The following is a 22,599-nucleotide window of genomic DNA, read 5'->3' as shown; positions in this document are numbered from 1 at the left end:
TTACTTACTCCGCTGAAGTTCTTCCTTCAAAATCTGATTTACAGCTTCTGTGGATATTTTGCCGCCAGGCCCTTTCGGCGTTTGCTTTACTGCGATCAGAAGTACAGGTACATGCGCAGAGGGAATTTTGCCTACCAGCGTTTTTCTCAGCTCGGAAAGCATGTTCTCCTCATTCTCTTCCGGTTGCTGAAACTGAATCAGTGCGGCAATGTGATCCACCATTAGATCATCTTGAAAGGCCGTTACATAGACCTCGGCGACGCCATCCAGACTGGTGATTGCAGTTTCGATTTCCTCCGGATAAAAGTTTTCACCGTTCTTGTCTTTCATCATTCTGTCTTTTCGGCCGATCAACAAAACACATCCCGATTCATTGATTCGCGCGATATCTCCTGTCATCAGCCAGCCATGACGGATCCTCTTGCCGGTTGAGGAAGGATCGTTTAGATATCTCAACATCAGATTCTCACTGTAGATGGCCAGCTCCCCGTCTTCATGAATCTTTACCAGACAACCCCATGGTTTGCCCAGCCCCTTCTCTTTGACCCCACTCAGGTCTTGATTCTCAAGAATGCATGCGCCTGTGGTTTCGGTCAGACCATAGTAATCGTACACAGGAGCCTGGAATTGTTTTTCAAAGATTTTGCGATGAATTGGTTGCAGCGCCGAGCCGGTAGAAAGCACCATACGCAACTTGTGTGATTGAAAATACTTTGATTTTTGCGCCGTGCGGCCCCAGTAAGCTAGAAATCCTGGAGTGACATTGAGGATCGTCACGTCATTCTTTACGCACAACGAAAGAACGCCAAGTGGATTTTGAATGTCTTCCTTTTCTGGAATTACAACGGAAAGTCCGGAATGAAGAACCGCGATGCATGGATTTCGCAATCCGCTCATTGTATGAAAGCTTCCTCCTCCCATAAAACGATCTTTGCTGCTCCATCTGTAAGCTTGATCCAGAATGCGGCTCGTGCGAAATAGAGCGCCGTGAGAGAGAACAACCCCTTTGGGATTTCCTGTGGTTCCGGAAGTGAAGAGAATCACTGCGTCTTGTTCTTCTGAAGTATCCGGAAACTCCTCGCATACTTCACTGTCCGCTAATCGTTCGGAGAAAGAACCGGAGAATTTATCGGAGCCTTCAGGGAGTCCGAATTGAATCACCTTATGGTCCATGCCCGCGATTTCGGAATTGGCCAGTATCAATCGTGGTTTGGTATTTCGAACAATGTCTGCAAATGTATCCTGTTTGATTTCAGGATTTACCGGCACAACGACTGCCCCTAGCAATACAGTCGCCCAAAATAAAAAAACAAATTCAGGATGAGGCGTCGCAACTATCAGAACGTTATCTCTATGAGAAACCCCCTGCTCTTTCAAAAAGGATACTGCTTTTCGAACAATCATGTCCGAATCGGCATAAGAAAAAATGGAGCCGTCCTGTGGCCATACGATAAATGATCGATCGCCATGCAACCGTACAGTTCTTCTCCATAGCTGAGTGAGAGTTGCTTCATCCGAAGCGTATGGTACTTGCTGGGTCGAGTAATAGGATTGCAACCTTGCCATAGCGGCCGAGACATTTTGCAATTGCACCAGTTCTTTGGATTCCATTTTAAGAGCACCGTTGAAAATATCTGCAACGTCGCGTTTCAAGATTGCAGCGATTTGCGAAACTGTTTTGTGCCGGATGGCCCAGTAGAGGATCAAACGGTCTTCCTCTGAGAGGTGAATGGGTGATTCATTTTTCAATCGATCCTGGTAAATAGGATGGCGAAAGAATAGAGTTGCGCCCCCGGAATCCATCGCTTCCGGCGATACGACCGCCTCACCTGTTGTCATGTCAATTTCCCAGAGTGGATTGACGATGATATGAGCATCCTTGAATGCATCCACTTTCTTCTCAGCCCGTTGAAAAGAACGTCCCTCGTGGCGCGGCTCAGCGAGAAGGATGCAGGCGTTGTAGTGATCGGTATCCGCTTCATCTTTTAAGACGTAATTCGTTCCGGCTTCGAATAGAGTTTTTTCTGACAGAATGAATGCGCGCCGGTTAGCGTTCCTGAAAAGACGTTCAAAGTATTGCTGGTAATCTTTGCCATGGAGCTGGTCTTCACCACGGTCGAAATAAGGTTCCGGCTGCGAATTCGTCAGATGATTGTGTGGGAACAGAATGACCCCGTCCTCTTTTACAACGCGCAAACATTCCGGAATCAACGGCGCGTGCGCGTACCGGTGAAGGGTATCCAATCCGTGAACAACGGAAAACATCCGGCCGGTAAAGGGCAGTGAATTGTTCGGCGAATGAAAAATGATATCAAGATTGCTGAGCCGTTTTTTGGAGCTCAGCCAGTGGTGAAATCCTTTCAGTCCCAATAGCCCTGAAGAGCCCTCCCAGATGGAAATTACTGACTGTTCGGGAAAAAGGGATGCAAGCAATTCACCGGTCCAACCTGTCCGGCACCACAAGTCCAGAATGAAATCACCGGGCCGAAGCACTTCCCGCAGAAGAGGAATGAGTGGGAAGATGCATTGCGTCGATTCATTGAAGGGTTGAAACGCGGCATAAAGATCGAAAACGGGTTTCGTCCGTTTTTGATCCAAAAACCTCTCATAGTCCGGTTCTTTGCCGAAGAGTGAATTTAGTCGTTCCGCTGGATTCCATTTCTGAGTAAGATACTGTTCCCCGAAGATGGGAAAACCGTTCAAAACAGGAACGGCCACGCAGCAAACAGGACAGGTCAACAGAGCTTCTTCAACGGCATCACCGAATAACGATTGCTCTGTGATTGTGTAGCGTTCTCTGCAAGCAGGGCAGCAGAGCTTTTTCAGGGATGAGGTCCTCAAAACACGAACACCTCTGGTAGAAAAAAATTAGGAAGGGATTATACAACGGCATCGTCATTTCTCGTAGTGGCAGAGCATTGTCTGCCGTTCCGGTTTGAACTCGTTTGGCAATAGACCTGCGTCCTGCGGCATCCTTACTTTGGTCAGACAATGCTCTGCTGGCTCCCGTTGGATGCAGAGCATTTGCGCCCAGGAAGTATGTTTGTGCTATGGCAGACATATGTGGGAGAACAAGTTCATTCAAAGACAATGGCAAATGCTCTGCCACTACATATCTTTCTCTTTGAGCAAATGACTGTCGCTGGAGTTCAAGTCCAGGCCGTAGATTTTCTTGAACGTCTCGATCCGGCGGATCGACTTTTTGCTAAAAGGGTTCTTGCCTTCAAACGCATGCAAAAGGATTCCCTCCAGCAGCTCTCCGGGAGTCATATCGTAGTATTCCGCCAGGGCCTTTAGGATCTTCACCATCCTCTTTTCGATTCTTAATCCCGTCTGGACCCTTTCCACAACCAGGCGATCCTCAGTCTTTACTTTCATGGGAATCTACCATTTTAACCTTGACAACAACCGGGTTCAATATGTTATTATATTACCATGGTAACAAAATCACAAATGGGGCTGAAAATCATGTCAGACCAGGAGTTCATTGCTTCTTTTGAACAGGGCCGGCTGGAGCAATTCAGACACAGAGACCATATCCGAATGGCGTGGATCTATTTAACATCTCAAGGTTACCCGCAGGCTGTAGAGGCAATTACCTCAGGCATCAGGGCGTTTGCTGCAAGCAAAAACGCGACCGGGCTTTACCATGAGACAATTACTCTGTTTTGGATATACAGCGTTGCTGAAGCGATCGAAATAACAACTGCGGAAACCTTCGAAGAATTCATTTCTCATAACGAGAACTTAACTAGAAAAGAATATTTGTTTGAATTCTATACCCGGGAGCTCGTGATGTCGGCCGAAGCGAGAAGTACCTGGGTACCACCTGATCTCAAGCCGATGCGTTTTATCTGTTCCGTTGCCTGCTAAAAAACTCTTTTAGGAAGTGCTCGATCTTCTTGTTGAATGTGTCGCGAACCTCGCGGAAGGAATCAATGTCCTCCGGGTCTTGAGTACTCCAGTGTATGGTCCTGGCTCCGGGAAAGACCGGGCAACTCTCCTTTGCATTGTCGCAAACTGTAAGAACGAGATCGAATTTCTCGTTTTCAAACTCGGCAACGTCTTTTGATCTGTGATGACTGATATCGATTCCAATTTCATTCATGACTTGAACTGCAAGAGGATTCAGACCTTTGGGTTTAGTGCCTGCACTCTGGACTTCCACACGGTCAGACGCCTTTGCCCGAAACAAACCTTCGGCTATTTGGCTACGCGCAGAATTGCCGGTGCACAAAATCAGGATTCGTTTTTTCATAGGTTACTTTGTCGCGAGAATAGTAACACGCTGCAACACCTTATCGGAAACCAGGTGATGCTCGCCGCGGTCCAGGAAAACCGGTGTTTGATAAGGTTTTCCATCGACTTTTAAACTTACGTCCTTGCCCGCGTGAATGCTATAAACAAGCGGCAATTCGATCCAGAATGCAGCCCTGTTGTGGGAAAGATTCTCAGCGCTGAGCTCCTTGCCAGCAACAAAAATTTCGAATTGTCCGACCGGGAGATAGTTCGCGCGTATAAAGTTTTGAACCGGTTCCGGCAGATCCGAGACACGGTCGTCATAAATGACGATCCTGCAGGAGTGTTCCTTCAAAGCATCGATGATGCTGTCCCGTATTTCACCGCGGTCGATCTTATACCGGATTCCTTCCACCAGTGCTCCGTAATAGTAAGTCTGCGGGCGAAAGATGTAGGAGGCGTTTCCATCGAAGATTTCTTCACCCTGTTTGGTGTTCTTGAGAATGTATCGGATTCGATCGAATTGTTCCGTGTTAGTAATTGCAAAGGAATTCCGTAAGAAGAGGACAGTGACCGGAATGATGAGAGCGGTTGTGAGTGTGAAGCTCAGGAGTAGAAAATTTCTGATTGTGAAACGGCTTTGCCACGCTACCGATTTTTGCCATGCGATGCCTGCGTAAAGAGCGAGAATCGGGACAAATGTGAGTGCGGATTGCGAAAAGGTTGCCGGCAACACAAAGATCAGCAGGCCCAACAGAAAGAGGCCCGGTACAAGAAGCAACGAACGAGTCCGGTAAAGAGCAGCTTTGCGATGTTCACGATCGCTTACGGATAAGTAGATGCCCGCAAATGCCAGGAGGAGGAAGCCCAGATTTTGCGGAAGCAGCAAGAAAGATGGGCCTCGTGTGTCCGGATAGGAAAGGTTCTGAAGTAAGGTTGATTCAATCAGCAGGGGATGCGCATTCTGCGCATAAAAATAAAGTGCGAGTGGAACAATTGGCACAAGAAAGCCCAGGGAGAAATAGATCAGTCTTTTCGCAATTCGGGCCAACCGCGAAGGATCCTGCACTGTGATCAGGATTGCGGCTGATGTAAAGCAGAGAAGCGCCTTAGGTGAAAAGAGCATCCCAATTCCAAGGCTTAAGCCCGCCGCCAGAAGCAGGCTAACCCTTTTGGCGGGGAAACTGCGAAAACAGAAGTACAAACTGATCAACCAGAATAAAATCAAAAGCTGATCCGTGCGAACTTCAATCGTTTTTTGCAAGAAGATTTCGGAGAAACTCAATACGACAAGCGCAAGTAGGGATGTTTCCTTGCTGTGATCGAGTCGCGCGATCAAATAGACAAGAATGGCGATTCCGAGTCCTGTGGCGGAAAGAATGACTCTTGCCGCAAGAACTGCGGAAATTCCTTCACCGAAGAATGCCAGAACCGGCGCCAATAAAAAATACAGAAGGGGAGAGTGGTTTTCCCAAAAATCTCGATACGGTAGAAGACCAAGATGGACCATCCAGGAGGCGTGCAAATGCTGAAACTCATCCGCATTCAATCTGCGGAAAAAAGTCAAAAAGATGCGAACGAATAAGGTGATGGACAAAAGAAACGATAGAATCCAATAATAGAAGCGTCGATGGAACATGTTTGAGACATCATATCTGAAACCAGACCAAGGGTGAGGGTAGACAGGGAAAGTCAATTGGATGGTTTGACATTGGGTGACATGAAAACCGGTCAAGATAAAAAGCTAGTCTTTAAAGAAGCGCTGCTCGGTCTCTTGAACGGCGCGTTAGTGGGAATTTCCGCAGCGACAGGAATGTTTATTCTTGCGACGATTCAAAATCATCCTGCACGGCTGTCTTTGTCTTTGATAGTTTTCGTAGCAATGATCGGGAGTTGTGTTGCAAGTGGAATTTCCGGAGCGATTGTTCCGCTCCCATTGAAAAAGCTAGGCGCCGATCCTGCAACTGCATCCAGTATTTTTCTTACGACGGCTACCGATGTCGTGAGTATGGGGACTTTGCTGGGCCTGGCAACGATATTTCTCCGATAGGTGGTCCATGGAGAATTTGCAGCCGCACGGATTTCTTCAAGACCTTGCCTTGGTCCTGGTTGTGGCTGCAGTAACGACCGTTCTTTTCCAGAGATTAAAGCAACCGGTCGTTCTTGGTTATTTGCTCGCTGGCTTGATTGTGGGGCCACACATTCCGATTCCATTGTTTGCTGATCTGGATCGAATCCATACTCTATCCGAACTCGGGATCATCCTTGTAATGTTTGCCATTGGACTTGAATTCAGTTTTAGAAAGCTGGCAAGTCTGGCAACAACGGCAGGGATTACGGCCGTCATACAGATTTGCGTGATGTTGTGGCTGGGTTATGTGGTCGGTCTTTCCTTTGGCTGGACATCTGTCGAAGCGCTTTTTACGGGCGCCATGATTTCTATTTCCAGCACGATGATTATCGCGAAAGCGTTTCAAGAACAAAGTATTACCGGAAAGATCTCCGATCTCGTGATGGGAATATTGATTGTGGAAGATCTCGCCGCGATTTTACTGTTGGCGGTGCTAACGGCCTTCTCCACCGGGAGCGGAATTCCGGGTATGGTTCTGGCTACAACCGGAACGCGATTGATTGGTTTCCTGCTGATCGCTCTCGTTCTTGGGATCTTGATTATTCCAAGATCGATTCGGGCGGTCGCGCGATTAAACAGTTCCGAAACTTTATTGATCGCCAGTGTCGGTGTTTGTTTCGCATATTCTTACATCGCTCAAAAAGTTGGATATTCAGTGGCGCTCGGAGCGTTTTTAGCCGGATCGCTGGTTGCTGAATCGGGACATACAGCTCAAATAGAACATCTCGTTCGACCTTTGAGAGACATTTTTGCCGCTGTCTTTTTTATTTCGGTGGGCATGTTGATGAATCCACTGATTCTTCTTCAACACTGGCCCGCGGTTCTCGTGATTACTGTAGCAGTTCTTTTGGGAAAGATTCTAAGCGTTTCTTTGGGGTCCTTTCTAACAGGATCGGACGTACGAACGTCTGTGAAAGCAGGATTTAGCATGGCGCAGATCGGAGAATTTTCCTTCATCATCGCTCTTGCCGGACTTTCCAGCGGCGCGATCCGCGAGTTTTTGTATCCGGTATCGATTGCTGTTTGCGTCATTACAACTTTTACTACTCCCGCATTGATCCGTATTTCGGACCGAACGGCGTCGTTCGTGGATCGTCTTCTACCTGATCGATTGAAAACTGTAGCGACCCTCTACAGCTCCTGGGTAGAAAAAATGCGAACTCGTCCGGCCGTAGGTGATCGTGCCTCCATAAAGAAAAGAATTTTCCGCGTACTGCTTTTCGATATGGTTTTTATTACCGGCATAGTGATCGGGTATTCCCTGAACAAAGATTTGCTCCGGGACTTGATCCTGAAATATCTTCACGTGAATTTGAATGTCGCGCCGATTCTGCTTGTTTTTTTCATCGCGTTAATCTCCTTGCCGTTCTTGATTAGCATCGTCAGCGCGGCGCGCACACTGGGAGCTAATTTTGCGGCCGATGTTTTGCCGGAGAATTCGAAGCTGGATCTGGCGGAAGCTCCCAGGAAAACCATGACACTTCTGTTGGAGTTTCTAACCGTACTAACTACGGCAATCATTCTTTTAACTGTTACCGTGCCCTTCTTGCCGCGGTTTTCTGGGTTTGTGATTCTGGCAATCGTCTTCGCTGTTTTTGGTTTTACGGTTTGGCGTGGTGCAACCGATCTTCATGCGCACGTCCGCGCCGGAGCTCAGGTGATTATCGAAGCGCTCGCCAAAGAATCAGAATCTTCCGAAATTACCGCATCTAAAATCGAACAGATATTGCCCGGCCTTGGAAACATTGTCTCCATTCAGTTGACCGAATCGCACGCCGCCGTAGTGAAAAACGCTTGGAAGTCTGGATATCCATGGGCTTACTGGCGCGCTGATTGTGGGAATTATCCGCAGTGGAAATCAAATGGTGGTTCCTGGCGGAGCCGAAGTGCTGAAATCCGGTGACGTAATTGCTCTATTGGGATCAGAAGAAGCATCAGAATCCGCAAAGAAGTTGCTGACCACGGTGAAAGGGCGTTGATCCTTGCATCCACAGATTGTGGATTTACCGACACATTTTTAGGCGGCGTTTTTGGAAGTGAGTTCGTGGCACAATTTCATTTCTTTTAGCATGCGCGAGAAAGCTTCGAGAAACTCATCGGATCGGAGCCTGGCGGAACACTCGTCGCAACATTCGAGATAAATGCTTGCTAGCAACGCTCGCTGGGCGTCCGCAGGGTTGATGGATTCGGTTTCGATTCTTTTTTCGATTTCGTGAAACGGGTTTTTCATGATTAGGACGAATACAAAGGTCGTGCCAAGGCAAAGTAGCGCGGACGTCCCGTCCGCGCAGTGCAGGCGAGACGCCCGCGCTACTTTGTTTATTGCCAGTAGAGTTCTTCAGCGTTCCAGAGGGTTCGGTGGCGCGGGACGATCGGTTTCAAGTTGCCGAGCTTTGTTTTTGCGCAGACGAATGCGTAGGGATGAACGGTGTAAATCATTGCCTGTTGTTCTGCAAGAATCCTCTGGACATCGTTGTAATATTTTTTACGTTGCTGGAAATCGGAGACGGACATTGTCAATGCCATCAATTCATCGATTTTCTTTTCCCACGGCGTGAACGGTTTTTCTTGTCGCGGCCACCAGAAATGAAGTGATCCCTTGCTGAGCATGCTGTTGAGACGGCTGCCCGGATCAACATCATCCTCACTGATTCCCAGAAGCACGGCATCATATTCGAATGTTCGATCTACGCGGTTGATGAGTGTCTGAAAATCCAGAGCGCTGTATGTGACCTGTATGCCGAGTTTCGCAAAATCGGAAACAATCAAAATGCATTGCGTGTTTCGAACCGAGTTTCCGGAGTTGGTAAAAAGGGAAAATTGAACCGGATTCCCTTTGGAATCAAAAAGTACAAGTTTGCCTTCCTGAGACTTCTGATAAAAGCCGTTGTTCAATAGCAGTTGGCGAGCTTTCATCAGATCAAATGGGAACTTTGAAATGTCCGGATTGTACCAGAGTGTGTTGCCGGGACTTTCCGGACCATACGCTGGAATGCCCTGTCCATACAATGAATTTCGGATCAGGGCATCCCGGTCGATTGCATGAGAGAGCGCGCGTCTGAAATTGACATTTTGAAACCACGAAAGCTTGATTGCATCCACGTAAGGCTTTTTGGTTTCAGGATTTGCCGCCGCATTCTGATTCAGGAACAGGCCTTCCATATCGAACGTAGGTCCGACATTGATTACTCTTAACTGCAATGAGGCCGCTTTTTGCTTCAGCCGGTCGACATCGCCCGGGCGAACGCTCTGATAAGTATCAATCTCACCATTTTCTATCCTTAATTGAACTTGATCCTGATTTGCCAGTATCAAGAAAACGAGTTCGTCTAAATAAGGAAGACGAACTCGATTGCTATCGATTTTCCAATAATGAGGATTCCGCGACAGAACAAGTTTCTCTCCCGGCGCGTAGCTTTTCAGGCGGAAAGGACCAAGGCCCGCAAATTGATTTGGGCTCATACTGGCCTGCAGTGTTTCTGTAAATCGTCCTTCCAGATAATCTTTCTCCCATCTGTGTCGGGCGAGAATCGGACATTGGGACGCATCCAGGTGTCGCAGAAAAGTGACCATGGTGGATGGTAATTTTGCCTGAACCGTGTATTGGTCGATTAAACTCCACTCAATCTTTCGGCCTTGGAACGTGAGGGAATCGCCAACAAGGGAAGGGATTTTTGGATCATTAACGAGACGCATGGTAAAAATGACATCTGTAGCATCGAAAGGGTGCTCATCAGACCATTTCAAACCTTTTCGCAATTGAAAGGTCCACAGGGTATAATCGCTATTGACCTTCCATGATTCGGCAAGGGCCGGCTCTAGTTCTTGTGTTAACGGATGCAATCGAATGAGACCTGCCTGGATCAATCTGTTGTAAGTTTGTGTTTCGTTGTCGGTCGCCAGAAAGGCATTCAACGTCTTGACTTCGGTGAACGTTGCTGTCACCAGAGTCCCGCCTGGTCTTCCGCCGGCGTTAGATTGAAACGAAGCTGCGATTAGGAGGACCAGGAAAGTAGTCAGCAATAAGACTTTGAGGCGCATAATATGACGCGACCCGGTAGGAGCTTTCTACTATAATATAGAAAACCATTTGGTAAATGATAGGGGATAGATACACGCTTGGTGAGTTGTATAAAGCGGGCTCTCAAGCCAAGGTGTGGAAAGCGCTGGATAGAATCACCGGGGATCAACGTATCATAAAGACCGGCACCGGAATCAGGAAAGAAGCGATTCTGGCGCGGCAGCTGAGGCATTCATTAATTGGTTATCCGTATGATTGTGGGCTGGATCCTGAATTAGGCGAGTTTGCGGTTTATCCTGAATTCAGCGGAATGAATTCATTGGAATGGGTGAAACGCTATGGAAAAGAGAATCTAAAACTTTTCGCCTTTCAGGTCTCGGAATTTCTATCATTTCTTCATCAACGCGGATGGCTATACAACGACTTCAAGCCGGATCATTTTCTGCTATGTGAAAATAAATTAAAAGTTCTTGACCTGGGTTTGTGCAGTCCAATCCGGAACTCAGGTTTTTCCAATACATTTTCCGGAACATTTCCTTATATCTCTCCGGAACGCTTGAACGGACGTCCCTTCGATCAGCGTTCTGATATTTTCGCCTTTGGGGTTCTTCTTTTACATTTGTTACTTCCCGACGAGACTCTACCGGAACAACCTTCTCTTGGAGCTCTGAACAGCCTTTTATACAAAGTGCAATCACTCAAGGAGCCATGGAGAAAAATCGTTTCCGAAATGACCGCGCTGGAGCCTTCCCAAAGAATTGCCGATGCGATTGAGCTCCGGAAAAAGCTTATGCCGGATAAAGAAATAAGTGTTCCGTTAGACACAGTTCAACAGGAATTTTCGTTTCCTGAAGAAGTAATGCAGGGGAAACGGGTTCTGGTTCATTCCTCTGCCGAGCCTCTACTTGCAGCGGCCTTTAATCAACTACTCATTTCTTCATGGGAGCGCACAGGTTCAGTCATTTCTTTTGATCTAATTAGCATTTCTCCCGATCAATGTTTTGATCGGATTTGCCTTGCATTGACCGGTTCTTATCCCGGAAGCCTCTATTTGGGATTTCAATCTTTGAGAAACCTGGAACACCATTCTTCGATAACGGTGATTTTTCGCTCTACCGAAGCGTTAAATCCTGAAGAAAGGGCGATACTTCTATTTGGAATATCCTGTCTGACAGAAGTGAACTGGATTAAGGTTGTTTTATTTAGTTCAAACGCGAGGCTCCCCGGGCTGGATGAATCCTGGAAGCGATTCGATGTTCCCATCTCAAAAAACTACATGCATTTTTCTGTAGAGTCTTTAAATATTGCCGGTAAGAAAATCCTGAATGCTCTTGCTGTTGCTGGTGGGACGTTATCACGAACATCATTGAATGCCTTTTCTGAGGATCAAGTTCTGGACAACTTGCAGGAACAGGGCCTGCTTCTCGGGCGTGGAGGCTCAATATCTCTCGCGATTCCGTCTGACACGATTCTTTCCCGAATGCGCCCCAGTCAAAAACAGGCCGTTGCGCTGCGGATGTTGCGCAACAAAGGCTGGTCCGGTGATCCCGGGATTTTATTTTATCTTGCGTCGAATGCGAACAGAAAGCGACTGGCCGCCCGGAGCGCTTTGCTACAGGCAAAGCGCTATCTTCTGCCGCAAGATAATTCGATTCGGCTGCAATGGTATTGGAATGCATTTTCCTGGGGAGCAAAATTGCCGCGATCGCTGTTGTTTCAAATGACAAAGCAGAATCTGCTTCGCGGTGATTTTGAAAAATCCCTCTCTTTGCTAAAGCACGTTCGCGCCCGGTTCGGCGCGTCCTTTCATTTTGCCGACCTCTTGTTGGACTACTTTCATCGGAAATACAAACTGGACCGAGCGGTTCGTACCGCGGCTCGATACGCCAATCATGCAGCGCGAATCCAAAGCAGCCTCCAGGAATATTTTCGTGTGCGACAGGCGGGATTCCTTGTTCTCAAGAATGACTTTACTGAAGCACAAGAAATTTTGAAAACGATTCATGATAGCACGAACCCCCGTGTCCAGGGTCTAATTCATCATTTTTATGGGTTGTTGCATTTTCATCAAGGCCATCTGAACGATTCCTTGCGAGAATTTCGAAAAGCCTGCAGAATTCCTCATCGTTTCCGCAGTTCCAGCGCGATGAACATCGGGATGGTGCTCGGTCAAATGGGGAAATATAAACGCGCTGAGAACTGGCTGAATCGATCGATCAGGCTTTTTTCTAGAAATCAGGACCAAGACAGGCTCTCGTACGCTTTTAACAATCTGGGAATGCTGTACCTTGCTTCAAGTGAAATCTCGAAGGCTCGGGATAATCTCACGCGGGCTCTGCATCTTGGTCGAGCTTGCAAGAATCCGCATAATTACATTCTTCCGTTAAACAATCTCGGTGTTACGTATGAACTGGAAGGCCGCATTGATAAAGCGATCTCTTATCGAACGAAAGTTTATAAACTCTCTGGAAAATTCAAGCTCATCACTCTACAAACACTCGCTCTGACAAATGCCGGGCTGCATCTGGCGTACATGGGCCGTTTTCGGCGCGCACTTTCCATGCTGCGAGAAGCGTTACATCTTCGGTCTGCGTTAAAACTTAAGTTGCCACAGGCGCGCGCTTTCGAATATCTGGGGATTACCTACTTGCTGGCAAAACATTTTCAGGCTGCTGAAAAATCTCTTCGTCGATCAAAAAAGTTGTTTCGGGAAACCGGTTGTTCCATCGATTCTGCGCGCGTCGAGTGTTTCCGGGCGATACTGGCGATTAAACGAAAGAATCCTGAAGTTGCCGGCAGGATTCTCGAAAACATGTACCACTTTACACAGGATTCCTTTGAAGAAGGAATTTGCTGCTACGTCCGTGCGATGCATGCCTTGACGATTGGAGAAAATAAAACCGCAATCGATTTCCTTCACACGGCGGAACGTATTTTTCGCAAGATACCTTCACTTTTCTGGCTTGCCAAAGTTCACAAACTGAAATCAGACTTTTACCGCAAAACAGAGAATCTGGAAAAGTTAACCCTCAGCTTGCAGGCAGCGTATCATCTCTTTTCACGGCTGGGTGCGCGGAAAGAGTTACAGAATCTACCTAAGGATGGTCTCGACATGCAGATTTATGAAGACTTTTTGAACCGCCTTGCTGATCGACTTCCGTATAGAGCCCTTCAATTGATCAAAGAAATTTTATCCGTTGAGGAAGTGGATGCGATGGTGAAGAGAATCCTGCAAACAGCGCTCGAACTAACAAGCATGGATCGCGCCTTACTCATACTGAATGAGGAACCGCCTCGCATCTTCAAATCCGCTGCATTGGAGGAGTCAAATCTGCAGGACATTCTGGAAGTGAGCCGTTCCGTTCTGCAATCCGCAACTGATTCGAACAAACCGGTGCTCTGCTTCGACGCATTGAGTGATCCCCGTTTACAGTACAGGCCAAGCATCATCAACAACCGCATCTTGAGTGTTGTTTGTTTGCCTTTACGTTCGGGAAACGGTCGAACACTGGGATGTCTCTATCTGGACAGCAAAGAAGGCGTCGAAACATTAGCCGGAACTGAAACGGTAACACTGGAAATCTTCTCCTCTATTATTGGTCTTGCTTTGAATCAAACCTTATTGCTGGAAAAATCCGTCACTGAAAACCGGCGATTGCGCAACTGGCTGGAATTGAGAAAAGAATGTCCGGAAATCATTGGTTCCAGCAAAGAGATCGCTGATGTTTTGCGAAAAGTGCATCGTGTTTTAAACAACAACTTGCCGGTCTTGATCACGGGCGAGACAGGAACAGGCAAAGAACTTGTTGCGAGAGTGCTGCACTATTCCGGAAATAGAAAAAAGGGACCTTTCATCGCCGTGAATTGCGCTGCTTTTACAAGGGAACTTCTGGAAAGCGAATTGTTCGGCCATGAGAAGGGCGCTTTTACCGGAGCGATTGGGCTGAAGAAGGGTGTATTTGAGCAGGCCCAAAATGGTACGCTCCTGCTGGATGAGATAGGAGACATGCCCCTGGACATGCAGGCAAAATTATTGCGCGTACTTCAGGGTGGGGAGTACCGGAGGATCGGCGGCACGGAAACTTTTTCTACAAATGCCAGAATTATTCTTGCCACCAACCGGAATCTTGAGGAAATGGTCGCGCAGGGAAATTTCAGGCTTGATCTTTTTTATAGAATCAAGGTTGTCGATATCCATATTCCCGCCTTGCGGGATCGCAGCGAAGATATTTCACTTTTGGCAACCTCCTTTCTCAAGCAAGCGGCGGTTTCGAATGGAAAAGATCTATTGGGTTTTACCCCGGAAGCGTTGGATGCTTTGAAGCAATATCCCTGGCCCGGAAACGTGAGGGAACTAAAAAGCGAAATTGATCGAGTTGCTACCCTCTGCGATGCCGACTGGATTGAAATTCAAAACCTGGAGCAAAGGATTACACATCATCCTGATTTGGAAAAGAAAAAAAAGAGAACAGCTCCTTCCGGCAGTCTCAACCAAATTGAAAAAGATATCATCCAGACTCGACTTCAGGAAAACAACTGGAATGTTGCTTCTGCCGCGAAGAGTCTGGGAATCACACGTCATGGACTCTACAGCAAAATGAAGCGATTCGGGATTTCGCTTACCGATAAGACTTGATTTGAATGTAGTTTTTGTCAACTTCTCCCCATTTTCCCTCATACAGTAGAAACTTCCTATTTCCCAATAACTTAGAGCTATTTCCACTTTCTGGCACTGATGTTGCGTAGAGCTGGCTATTGGAGGAGACAAATGAAAAAACGTTTGTTGACAGTTGTTCTGTTCGCAATCTCTTTGACATCTGGTTTTGCTTTTGGTGAAGGGGGTTGGAGTCCAGGAGATCCAAAACCGATTGAAGGCTGGTTTACACAGATAGGTCTAGTCTGCAGCGACTTGTGGAATTACCTGTTTTAGTTGAAGCTCGAGCCTGATCGGGGAGAGAATGAACCTATGTCAAGCAAAGTGATGCTCAGTCTTCCAGCGGAGGAGGAAATCGAAACCACAATGGAAAGAATGATTCCAGAATCCTCTTTCCTGATTGAGAAGACGATTCGTTATAAAAGCGGTTTGCTCGTCAAGTTGATTCAGGATTTCACCGGCCGGATTTTCCGCTTCTCGGTGAACTGTGCAGACGATGCTTTGTGGATTTCGAATCAGAGTTTGTTGCATTCAGATGCAATGCGGAGACGAAGCTAGGCTTTGTTGACAATTGCTACACCCGTACCGGCGGCGTCGGGTGTTTTCAATATAAAGTCCTCGAGTGTTGTTTTTGTCAACAGTAGCTCGTTTTTGTGCCTTTTGATCACCGATACTCGAGAACTTCACTTCAGCGCTACTTTTCTGCCCGTGGCATGTTCCTTGAAGGGTAACTTTCTGTAACTGAGGGGGCGAAGCCACGTTAGGAGTAGTTCAAGGTCATTGTGTTTGTTCTGAGGCCGAGCTGAGTGATGCTGCCAATTCTTTATAGGATTCCCAAATAGGTCAGCATCCTCAGCTCCCTTCTTTCTGCGACAAGCCCCTCATAACGAATGTAAAAGGAAAATCAATTGACCAGTCACCTCCGGCTTAATTTTTATGATGCTTCATTTGAAAAGGTATCTGATTCTATGCGAATTCGCCTGGAACACTTAGTGCTTCACCGGAACTATGAAGTTCAGGGAACAAAAAATCCGGCTGAGCTTACGATAGATCATTCGGAAGCGGGACGCGGAGGCCGATACATGCTGTGGGTGAATCCGGATCGTTATCGCTCCATGTTTACGATCATCAGAATCAGCACCACTGAGGAGAACGAAGAAGATATTGTTCTGGCAATTGATCCAATGAGTGTAAAAGAGGTCCGTTTTCCGAAATATGAAGAACTGTCGTCTGAATTGATGAACCTTCTCGAAAAATCTTCCTTTGATCCATTCAAAAAATTGCGAGGCAAACAGCTTTACGATGCTCCGCATTTTGATCCGTTGAAAAAAACCGGTCTTTTTAATCTTTACGCAAAGTTGAGCGCCACGGTATTTCAAAATGGGCGCACGGCATTTTCTTACATCGATACTCTTACAGGATTACGCGGAGACCGTATTTTCGCGAGAGTTCAGGAGGAACTTCGCGATGAAGTCATCAAGGCCTGCATGGACGAGCAATTCCATGAAATCGGTAGCACTTTACACGCGGCTTCGTCCGCTTTTGAGCTCATCGACAGCTTTAAGACGCCGGAACTTTACGGAAATTTGCAGCTCACTTTTTCTTGCAAGCCCGGAACTCTGGAGTTATTTGTGGAGGCGTACATCGATGACGCCGGAGGAATCCAATCCATTTTTCAGGTTGCTGAACATAAACTTGCTCAATCAGCAACACATCCATACGACATTCATCAAATCTTGTTGCATTATCAAAAAATCAATCCGGGCTATACCCTAATTGTTTGAGGAGACTGTCACGATGCTTCATCTGTGAATAGACGTCCGCAATGGATCAGTCGGGTGGCATCGAAGCGGTGGTGGGCAGTCAGCCCAGGAGGCAGAAACCCCCCGTTTTTGAAGACCTGCGGAAGCCCACCGCCGCACTCTTCCAGCCTACTCATTTCGAACTTACCGATTTCAGGATCACATCCGAGTTGATAGTTCAAAAATCAATTTTGATGTAGTTAGTCCACCACACTCTATTTCAGAATTCAAAATTAAGCCTCTTCATCACAAGTAGGGTCGCGTAAGTAAGAATTGCTGACAATTACTACACATCTTCCCAATCTCGAGCATCGTGCATGCGTTCGCTGTCGTTTTTGTCAACAGATGTGCTTGGTTCAACAATTTTGCATACTCGAGAAAGACCTCGCGTAATTCCGTTGCTTGATCATGGCATGTTCCTTGATGTCATTTTTGTGACTGACGGGGCGCAGCCATGTTTGGGGTAAAAGAGGGAGAGTGAAAGCAATCGGAAACTTTTTTAGGCCACTCTCAGAATGGTTTTTAAAGTACCCGTTGTTATTCCTGTCCGCTGCTGCGATCATCGGTATCCTCTACGGTTTTGGACGTGGTTTGGGACTGCCTTATCTGTTCTGGCACGAAACCAAATGGCTTCAGTTTTTTGCTGGAGTCGGTCTTGCGTGGCTGCTGACGGACCTATCTGCGGTTGGATATTTACTGGATGCGGAGAAGTCCTGGATCAAAAATCTTTCCAGAACAAGAAACTGGTATTATCTGCGGACTTTCGGTGTGTTGATGGCGATTGCTCTCCTATCTTCACTCAATGCCGACACATTCGAAGTAGAAAAAACGCTCCCTCTAATCATTGGCGGAATCCTGGGTTCCATTCTTTTTTGGTTTACTTCAACCCAGGTCCACCAACTCCCCATTTGGAATTATGGTCTGATCAATTGGGTTACATGGCTGCTTCGCAAAATGCCCAGATTAGCAGAAGCGGATAATCGCATTTTGAGACGACACGCAATTGCTTTGCTTTCGTTTATTGCCTTTGGATTATTTTTCGTTACACTTTCGGCATTCTTTATTTTCATACTCCCCCCATCGTGGGGATTGTGCATCGGATTAGGACTTCTCGTCCGAATTTACGGCGCCATTCATTACTATTTCCGGACATACCATCCGGGCACGATTTTGGCGCTTTTGCTGCTACTGGCGCTCCTAAGCATGTGTTCAGCAAAAAACAGTCGCTTTGGCGAGAAAAAAGAGCTGGATTACGACATCGCTACACCTATACCGCCAAATCCCAGCTGCATGAAGCAGCCGGATGGACTGCTTGAGGATAGTGAGGTTTTAGACAACTGGAAGAAACACATAAACCAGAAGAACCCGAAACTTGTTGTGGTTGCAACGAGTGGGGGCGGGATCAGGGCGGCAGCATGGACAATGAGTGTACTTACAAAGTTGGAATCGGAGATTCTCGATTTTGCTTCGTCTATTCGCGTGATTACAGGGGCTTCAGGTGGCATGGTGGGTGCTGCTCATTATGTTGCGCATAGAAGGTTGGAACAGATGGGGTGCAATCCGCTTCCGGATCGAATGGAGAGCGTCATGAAAGATAGTTTGAGTCCAGTTGCTCGCTATCTTTTCCTACGAGACGTGCCACTTATACCTTTTTATGGCATTGCAAATTTTCAGGATCGCGGATGGGCGTTGCAGAATGCGTGGGCCAAAAACACAAACTATTTAATGGATGTCCCGGTCAGAGAACTCAGGACCGAAGAAGAAAAGGGTACCCTTCCTTCACTTATTTTTTCACCGATGCTGGTTCAGGATGGGCGGCGTTTGCTAATCAGCAACCTGCACCTTGCAACCATGTTGGATAGTGAAGGGCCTTGCTGTTGTCCGGATCTAAACAGCTATCCCGGGTGCGATAAAGAAAACAGATATTCCCTTTCCGCATTAGAATTCTTTTGTCTTTTTCCCGAATCACAGCTTAAACTCGCTACTGCCGCGAGAATGAGTGCATCCTTTCCCTATGTTACTCCCGCTTCATTTATACCGACGGATCCGATGCGGCACGTTGTTGATGCGGGTTATTACGACAATTACGGAATCGATGTAGCTTCACTTTGGATTTACAAGAATTGGGAGAAGCTAATGGAGGCTGGCATCAGCGGAATCCTCCTGGTTCAGATCCGCGACGTATTGGAACTTAAGAGGACTTCCTATACAACAGACGGCGAGTCGGGCAAAATATTGCTACCATGGGTTACAACTCCCATTAAGGCGATGTTGAGCGCGCGGGAAGCCTCCATGTCTTATCGAAATGATGAGATCTTGCAGGCTTTGTACAAACGGGCGAGCGACAAATCGGATTTTCTGTTTAGAACCGTAACATTCGAATTCTCGGGTGAGGCGGCTCTCAGCTGGTACCTTACTCGAAATGAAAAGGACGAGATAAAGAGCGGCATGTTAGAAAAGAAAAACGACAAAAGATTGGCCGCCCTGAAACAATGGTGGTATCAGCAACCTTCAGTTCTGGCTTCACAAACTTCCGATTAGAAGTGCAGGTCAAAACTTATTGCTTGTGCACACGCCACAGAACGTCAGTGAAGAATTTCCGGGAATCGTAGAACTGCGTCATCGGGGAAAACGTGGTATCTTCAGCGAGTTTCGCGATATCACTTTCCAAATACTTATACGAATATTCGGTGTGGATCGGCTCCCACGGGTCAAAGGAGAAACTCTGGCCGATCTCCTGAATCATCACTGTTTGCTTTTCCAAACTTACCAGATAACTTTCCATCGCTCCTGAAAAAACATTGTAGCTCGCATAATGCCGGAAACGGCTCAAATCAAAACCCCCGCCTAACTCGCGGTTGATTCTTCGCAGTAAATTCAGATTAAACTCGCGAGTAACGCCCTTTGAATCATTGTAAGCGCGCAGCAATAGCTCGATATCTTTCTTCAGATCGAAGCCAATCAACGCATAGTCATTTGCGTTCAAAGAATTCCAGAGACTATGCAGAAACACGCGGGTGGAGTCACGATTGAAATTACCGATGCTCGATCCTAAAAACAGAACAACGTTTTTCCTGTGATTTAGATTTTTCAACCAGTTCAATGCATTGAAATATTCGGATACCAGCCCGTGAACGCGTACGCCCGGGAATTCCAATTCCATATTTCGAACGAGGTCCCGCAATGCCGGCTCGGAAATATCGATCGGCACGTAATGAAAATCCAGTTTTCGATCCAGAAAATGCTGTAGCAAAACCCGAGTTTTTCGCGCGTCTCCCGGGCCCAGCTCCACCAGGTTGAAACTCTCCGCGCGGAGAATTCCGGCAATGTCTTCTTTGTGATTGTGGAAGATTTCAAACTCGCATTGAGTGAGATAGTATTCCTTCAAATCGGTGATTTGCTGAAAGAGACGGCTTCCTTCAGCATCATAAAAATATTTTGAAGGGATTCGTTTCGGGTTGCTGGATAGACCGATCAAGACATCCCGCGCGAAGGTCTCTTTCATGCTGATCTTGCTTTCCAGATCAGTCAAAACCTCATATCCGGCGAGCATCGCTTTATTCATCGGAAGCGAGTCGAATTCCTGTAAATTGCCAGCGCTTATCGCACTGGAAAAAGTTACGGTAGGTTTTCCGAATGTGATTTCGCGGGGTTGCGCAGGATCCTCCGCGGAGAATCATTTGATCACTCATGAACTTTCCGTTGTATTCGCCTACGGCGCCGGGCTCCGGCTGAAATCCGGGGTAAGGTAAGTAGCCGCTCTGGGTCCACTCCCAAACGTCTCCAAACATTTGCATCGGAGAGTGCGCCGACCAGTCGCCCGCACCACAAGGCAGGGGATGGAAATTGCCGGCTTCAACAAAATTTCCGGAGTCTATTTGCTCTTCAACGTTGCCTGCCGCGTGTTCCCATTCCGCTTCTGACGGAAGGCGTTTGCGGGCCCATTTTGCATACGCATCCGCTTCATAGTAGCTGACATGACAAACAGGTTCGGATAGATTCACGCGTTGCAGACCGGAAAGAGTCATGACGTGCCATTCACCATCTCTATCTTCCCAATACATCGGGGACTTCCAAACCTCCTGCTGCACCAGGGCCCAGCCATCGGATAACCAGTGCCTGAAATCGGAATAGCCGCCATCTTTCATAAATTGCAAATAGTCGCCATTCGTAACCAGACGATTTTGCAAAGAGAAGTCGTTTAGCCACACTCGATGTTTTGGGCGCTCATTGTCAAATGAAAAACCGGAGCCGGCAAATCCGATTTCGACGAGTCCTCCTGCAAACTGCAGGTATCGATTGGTCGCAGCATCTGGAGCGGAACTTACAGACCGCGATTGATAAACCGGTTTGAGTGGATTTAACGCAAGAACATTCTTGATGTCTGTGATCAGCAGCTCCTCATGTTGTTGTTCGTGATTCAGGCCCAGCTCAAGCAAAAAATGAAAATTCGAATCCAGCGAGCCGGACTCCATCAACTCTCGCATACGTTCATCCACAGCCGCGCGATAAGCATAGACTTCACTTACTGTGGGCCGGGACAGAAGTCCGCGGTTTGCGCGCGCCCACCGTTCCCCTATCGTTTCGTAATAGGAATTAAATAGATAACCGTAGACTTCATGGTAAGGCTTGTAGCCGGGCTGATATTTTTGGAGCAAGAAGGTCTCAAAAAACCACGTGGTGTGTCCCAGATGCCATTTTGCAGGACTCACATCCGGCATGCTCTGGATGACGTAATCTTCGGTCTCGAGCGGGCGGCACAGTTCCTCGGTCCTTTGCCTTACCGACATATAGTTTTGTAGCTGCTGCGAAACCTGCACGTCCTTCATCATGTACAAGATACTCCTGCGATGGACATGGCGCAATCAAGCCCTTAGGTTAGAATAGAAGCATGCGAATTCCATCAGAGCCAATCGGCAGTATTCCAAGATCACAATCATTAATAGAGGCAATGCGCGCCTTCAGCACGGGAGGAATCACTCACGAAACCATGGACGAGCAATATCGAAAAGCCGTAATCGAAACAATGCGGCTCTTTGAAGCCACCGGCTCGAAAGTCATCACGGATGGTGAGCAGAGCAAACCAAGTTTTGCAACTTATCCGATTCATGGTGCGCAGAATTTGGGAGCCGGCGGCGTGACGATCCCGTTTGCAGATGGGCACACCCGGCAATTGCCGGTGCTCACTTCTGGTCCATTCCGTTATCAGACATATGCCGATTCTTATCTGTCATTTGCTCAGCAGTATGCTCATCTTCCGATCAAACAAGCTGTGATATCCGCATCGGCTCTCAGTCTGCTTTACCCGCAAGCAGGAATTGAAGGTTACTCCAGAACAGAATTCTTAAAAGATTTGACGGATGAAAATGAGAAGGATATTCGGCGTTGTCTGGATCAAGGAGCCCACAACGTTCAGGTCGATTTCACCGAAGGCAGATTGGCTTTGAAGCTGGATCCTTCCAAGAGTTTGTTAAAAAGCTTTATCGACTTGAATCAGCAGGTTCTGGACCGGTTTTCTCCGGAACAAAGAAGGAAAATAGGGATTCACACCTGTCCAGGAGGCGACCAGGACTCCACTCACAGCGCTGATGTGGATTATGCGCAATTATTGCCAGAGCTCTTTCAGATGGAGTTCGGAAATTTCTACATTCAACTGGCAAGTGAAAAGGACCCACGACGCGTATTGCAGCTGATCAAAGGGTGCCTGCGTCCCGGACAAAAGGTCTTCGTTGGAGTCATCGATCCGATTGAT

The 22,599-nt window shown here is 47.3% G+C and carries 18 protein-coding genes; 10 read left to right on the top strand and 8 right to left on the bottom strand.

Annotated elements, in window-relative coordinates; translation table 11 throughout:
• Positions 1-2,841: an AMP-binding protein gene (locus L0156_13365; GenBank protein MCI0603987.1), complete on the bottom strand. Its 2,841-nt coding sequence runs from the start codon at positions 2,839-2,841 to the stop codon at positions 1-3.
• Between the two features lie 267 nt (positions 2,842-3,108).
• Complete coding sequence (locus tag L0156_13360) at positions 3,109-3,378, bottom strand: hypothetical protein (GenBank protein MCI0603986.1); 270 nt, start codon at positions 3,376-3,378, stop codon at positions 3,109-3,111.
• Between the two features lie 57 nt (positions 3,379-3,435).
• On the opposite strand from L0156_13360, the gene L0156_13355 reads away from it, so the two are divergent.
• The gene (locus L0156_13355; protein MCI0603985.1) at positions 3,436-3,873 is read left to right on the top strand and encodes a hypothetical protein; all 438 of its coding nucleotides are present in this window, start codon (positions 3,436-3,438) and stop codon (positions 3,871-3,873) included.
• Here the strand turns inward: L0156_13355 and L0156_13350 are convergent.
• Together L0156_13350 and L0156_13345 are read right to left on the bottom strand one after the other, a co-directional pair.
• Positions 3,851-4,258, bottom strand: a complete 408-nt coding sequence (locus L0156_13350) for an arsenate reductase ArsC (protein ID MCI0603984.1) — start codon at positions 4,256-4,258, stop codon at positions 3,851-3,853. The two genes, L0156_13355 and L0156_13350, sit on opposite strands and share 23 nt — an antisense overlap.
• 3 nt (positions 4,259-4,261) lie before the next feature.
• The gene (locus tag L0156_13345; protein ID MCI0603983.1) at positions 4,262-5,878 is read right to left on the bottom strand and encodes a glycosyltransferase family 39 protein; all 1,617 of its coding nucleotides are present in this window, start codon (positions 5,876-5,878) and stop codon (positions 4,262-4,264) included.
• Positions 5,879-5,959: 81 nt separating this feature from the next.
• Here L0156_13345 and L0156_13340 point away from each other — a divergent pair, with 81 nt between their 5' ends.
• From L0156_13340 to L0156_13330, 3 genes are read left to right on the top strand one after another with little or no spacing between them, the layout of a single operon-like run.
• On the top strand, positions 5,960-6,289 hold the full coding sequence (locus L0156_13340) for a magnesium transporter (GenBank protein ID MCI0603982.1): 330 nt from the start codon (positions 5,960-5,962) through the stop codon (positions 6,287-6,289).
• 7 nt (positions 6,290-6,296) lie between these two features.
• On the top strand, positions 6,297-8,273 hold the full coding sequence (locus tag L0156_13335; protein ID MCI0603981.1) for a cation:proton antiporter: 1,977 nt from the start codon (positions 6,297-6,299) through the stop codon (positions 8,271-8,273).
• The gene (locus L0156_13330) at positions 8,206-8,349 is read left to right on the top strand and encodes a hypothetical protein (GenBank protein ID MCI0603980.1); all 144 of its coding nucleotides are present in this window, start codon (positions 8,206-8,208) and stop codon (positions 8,347-8,349) included. The genes L0156_13335 and L0156_13330 overlap by 68 nt, the downstream gene beginning before the upstream one ends.
• A gap of 38 nt (positions 8,350-8,387) precedes the next feature.
• On the opposite strand, the gene L0156_13325 is transcribed toward L0156_13330, so the two are convergent.
• On the bottom strand, positions 8,388-8,600 hold the full coding sequence (locus L0156_13325; GenBank protein ID MCI0603979.1) for a hypothetical protein: 213 nt from the start codon (positions 8,598-8,600) through the stop codon (positions 8,388-8,390).
• Between the two features lie 89 nt (positions 8,601-8,689).
• Entirely contained in the window at positions 8,690-10,315 is a 1,626-nt protein-coding gene (locus tag L0156_13320; GenBank protein ID MCI0603978.1) for an ABC transporter substrate-binding protein, read from the bottom strand.
• 152 nt (positions 10,316-10,467) lie between these two features.
• Here L0156_13320 and L0156_13315 point away from each other — a divergent pair, with 152 nt between their 5' ends.
• From L0156_13315 to L0156_13295, 5 genes are all read left to right on the top strand, one after another.
• Entirely contained in the window at positions 10,468-15,027 is a 4,560-nt protein-coding gene (locus L0156_13315) for a sigma 54-interacting transcriptional regulator (protein ID MCI0603977.1), read from the top strand.
• Positions 15,028-15,159: 132 nt separating this feature from the next.
• The gene (locus L0156_13310) at positions 15,160-15,321 is read left to right on the top strand and encodes a hypothetical protein (protein MCI0603976.1); all 162 of its coding nucleotides are present in this window, start codon (positions 15,160-15,162) and stop codon (positions 15,319-15,321) included.
• Positions 15,322-15,357: 36 nt separating this feature from the next.
• Positions 15,358-15,603: a hypothetical protein gene (locus L0156_13305; GenBank protein ID MCI0603975.1), complete on the top strand. Its 246-nt coding sequence runs from the start codon at positions 15,358-15,360 to the stop codon at positions 15,601-15,603.
• Positions 15,604-16,013: 410 nt separating this feature from the next.
• Positions 16,014-16,829: a hypothetical protein gene (locus L0156_13300; GenBank protein ID MCI0603974.1), complete on the top strand. Its 816-nt coding sequence runs from the start codon at positions 16,014-16,016 to the stop codon at positions 16,827-16,829.
• 495 nt (positions 16,830-17,324) lie between these two features.
• A complete protein-coding gene (locus L0156_13295; GenBank protein MCI0603973.1) occupies positions 17,325-19,388 on the top strand; it encodes a hypothetical protein in 2,064 nt (687 codons plus the stop codon).
• Between the two features lie 16 nt (positions 19,389-19,404).
• On the opposite strand, the gene egtD is transcribed toward L0156_13295, so the two are convergent.
• Both egtD and egtB read right to left on the bottom strand, forming a co-directional pair.
• Positions 19,405-20,412 carry an L-histidine N(alpha)-methyltransferase gene (gene egtD / locus L0156_13290; protein ID MCI0603972.1) on the bottom strand — a complete coding sequence of 336 codons (1,008 nt, stop codon included), beginning with the start codon at positions 20,410-20,412 and terminating at the stop codon, positions 19,405-19,407.
• Positions 20,405-21,679: an ergothioneine biosynthesis protein EgtB gene (egtB, locus tag L0156_13285; GenBank protein MCI0603971.1), complete on the bottom strand. Its 1,275-nt coding sequence runs from the start codon at positions 21,677-21,679 to the stop codon at positions 20,405-20,407. Before egtB ends, egtD begins: the two co-directional genes overlap by 8 nt.
• 59 nt (positions 21,680-21,738) lie before the next feature.
• Here egtB and L0156_13280 point away from each other — a divergent pair.
• A partial coding sequence (locus tag L0156_13280; GenBank protein MCI0603970.1) for a 5-methyltetrahydropteroyltriglutamate--homocysteine methyltransferase occupies positions 21,739-22,599 on the top strand: 861 nt, incomplete at its 3' end.

The sequence above is a fragment of the bacterium genome (assembly GCA_022616075.1).
Classification (GTDB): domain Bacteria; phylum Acidobacteriota; class HRBIN11; order JAKEFK01; family JAKEFK01; genus JAKEFK01.
This window is presented reverse-complemented; position numbering and strand designations above follow the sequence as displayed.

Coding starts and splice junctions, on each gene's coding strand:
- L0156_13360 (MCI0603986.1), bottom strand. CDS start 3,378: ATGAAAGTAAAGACTGAGGATCGCCTGGTTGTGGAAAGGGTCCAGACG.
- L0156_13355 (MCI0603985.1), top strand. CDS start 3,436: ATGGTAACAAAATCACAAATGGGGCTGAAAATCATGTCAGACCAGGAG.
- L0156_13350 (MCI0603984.1), bottom strand. CDS start 4,258: ATGAAAAAACGAATCCTGATTTTGTGCACCGGCAATTCTGCGCGTAGC.
- L0156_13345 (MCI0603983.1), bottom strand. CDS start 5,878: ATGTTCCATCGACGCTTCTATTATTGGATTCTATCGTTTCTTTTGTCC.
- L0156_13340 (MCI0603982.1), top strand. CDS start 5,960: ATGAAAACCGGTCAAGATAAAAAGCTAGTCTTTAAAGAAGCGCTGCTC.
- L0156_13335 (MCI0603981.1), top strand. CDS start 6,297: ATGGAGAATTTGCAGCCGCACGGATTTCTTCAAGACCTTGCCTTGGTC.
- L0156_13325 (MCI0603979.1), bottom strand. CDS start 8,600: ATGAAAAACCCGTTTCACGAAATCGAAAAAAGAATCGAAACCGAATCC.
- L0156_13315 (MCI0603977.1), top strand. CDS start 10,468: ATGATAGGGGATAGATACACGCTTGGTGAGTTGTATAAAGCGGGCTCT.
- L0156_13310 (MCI0603976.1), top strand. CDS start 15,160: ATGAAAAAACGTTTGTTGACAGTTGTTCTGTTCGCAATCTCTTTGACA.
- L0156_13305 (MCI0603975.1), top strand. CDS start 15,358: ATGTCAAGCAAAGTGATGCTCAGTCTTCCAGCGGAGGAGGAAATCGAA.
- L0156_13300 (MCI0603974.1), top strand. CDS start 16,014: ATGCGAATTCGCCTGGAACACTTAGTGCTTCACCGGAACTATGAAGTT.
- egtD (MCI0603972.1), bottom strand. CDS start 20,412: ATGAATAAAGCGATGCTCGCCGGATATGAGGTTTTGACTGATCTGGAA.
- egtB (MCI0603971.1), bottom strand. CDS start 21,679: ATGATGAAGGACGTGCAGGTTTCGCAGCAGCTACAAAACTATATGTCG.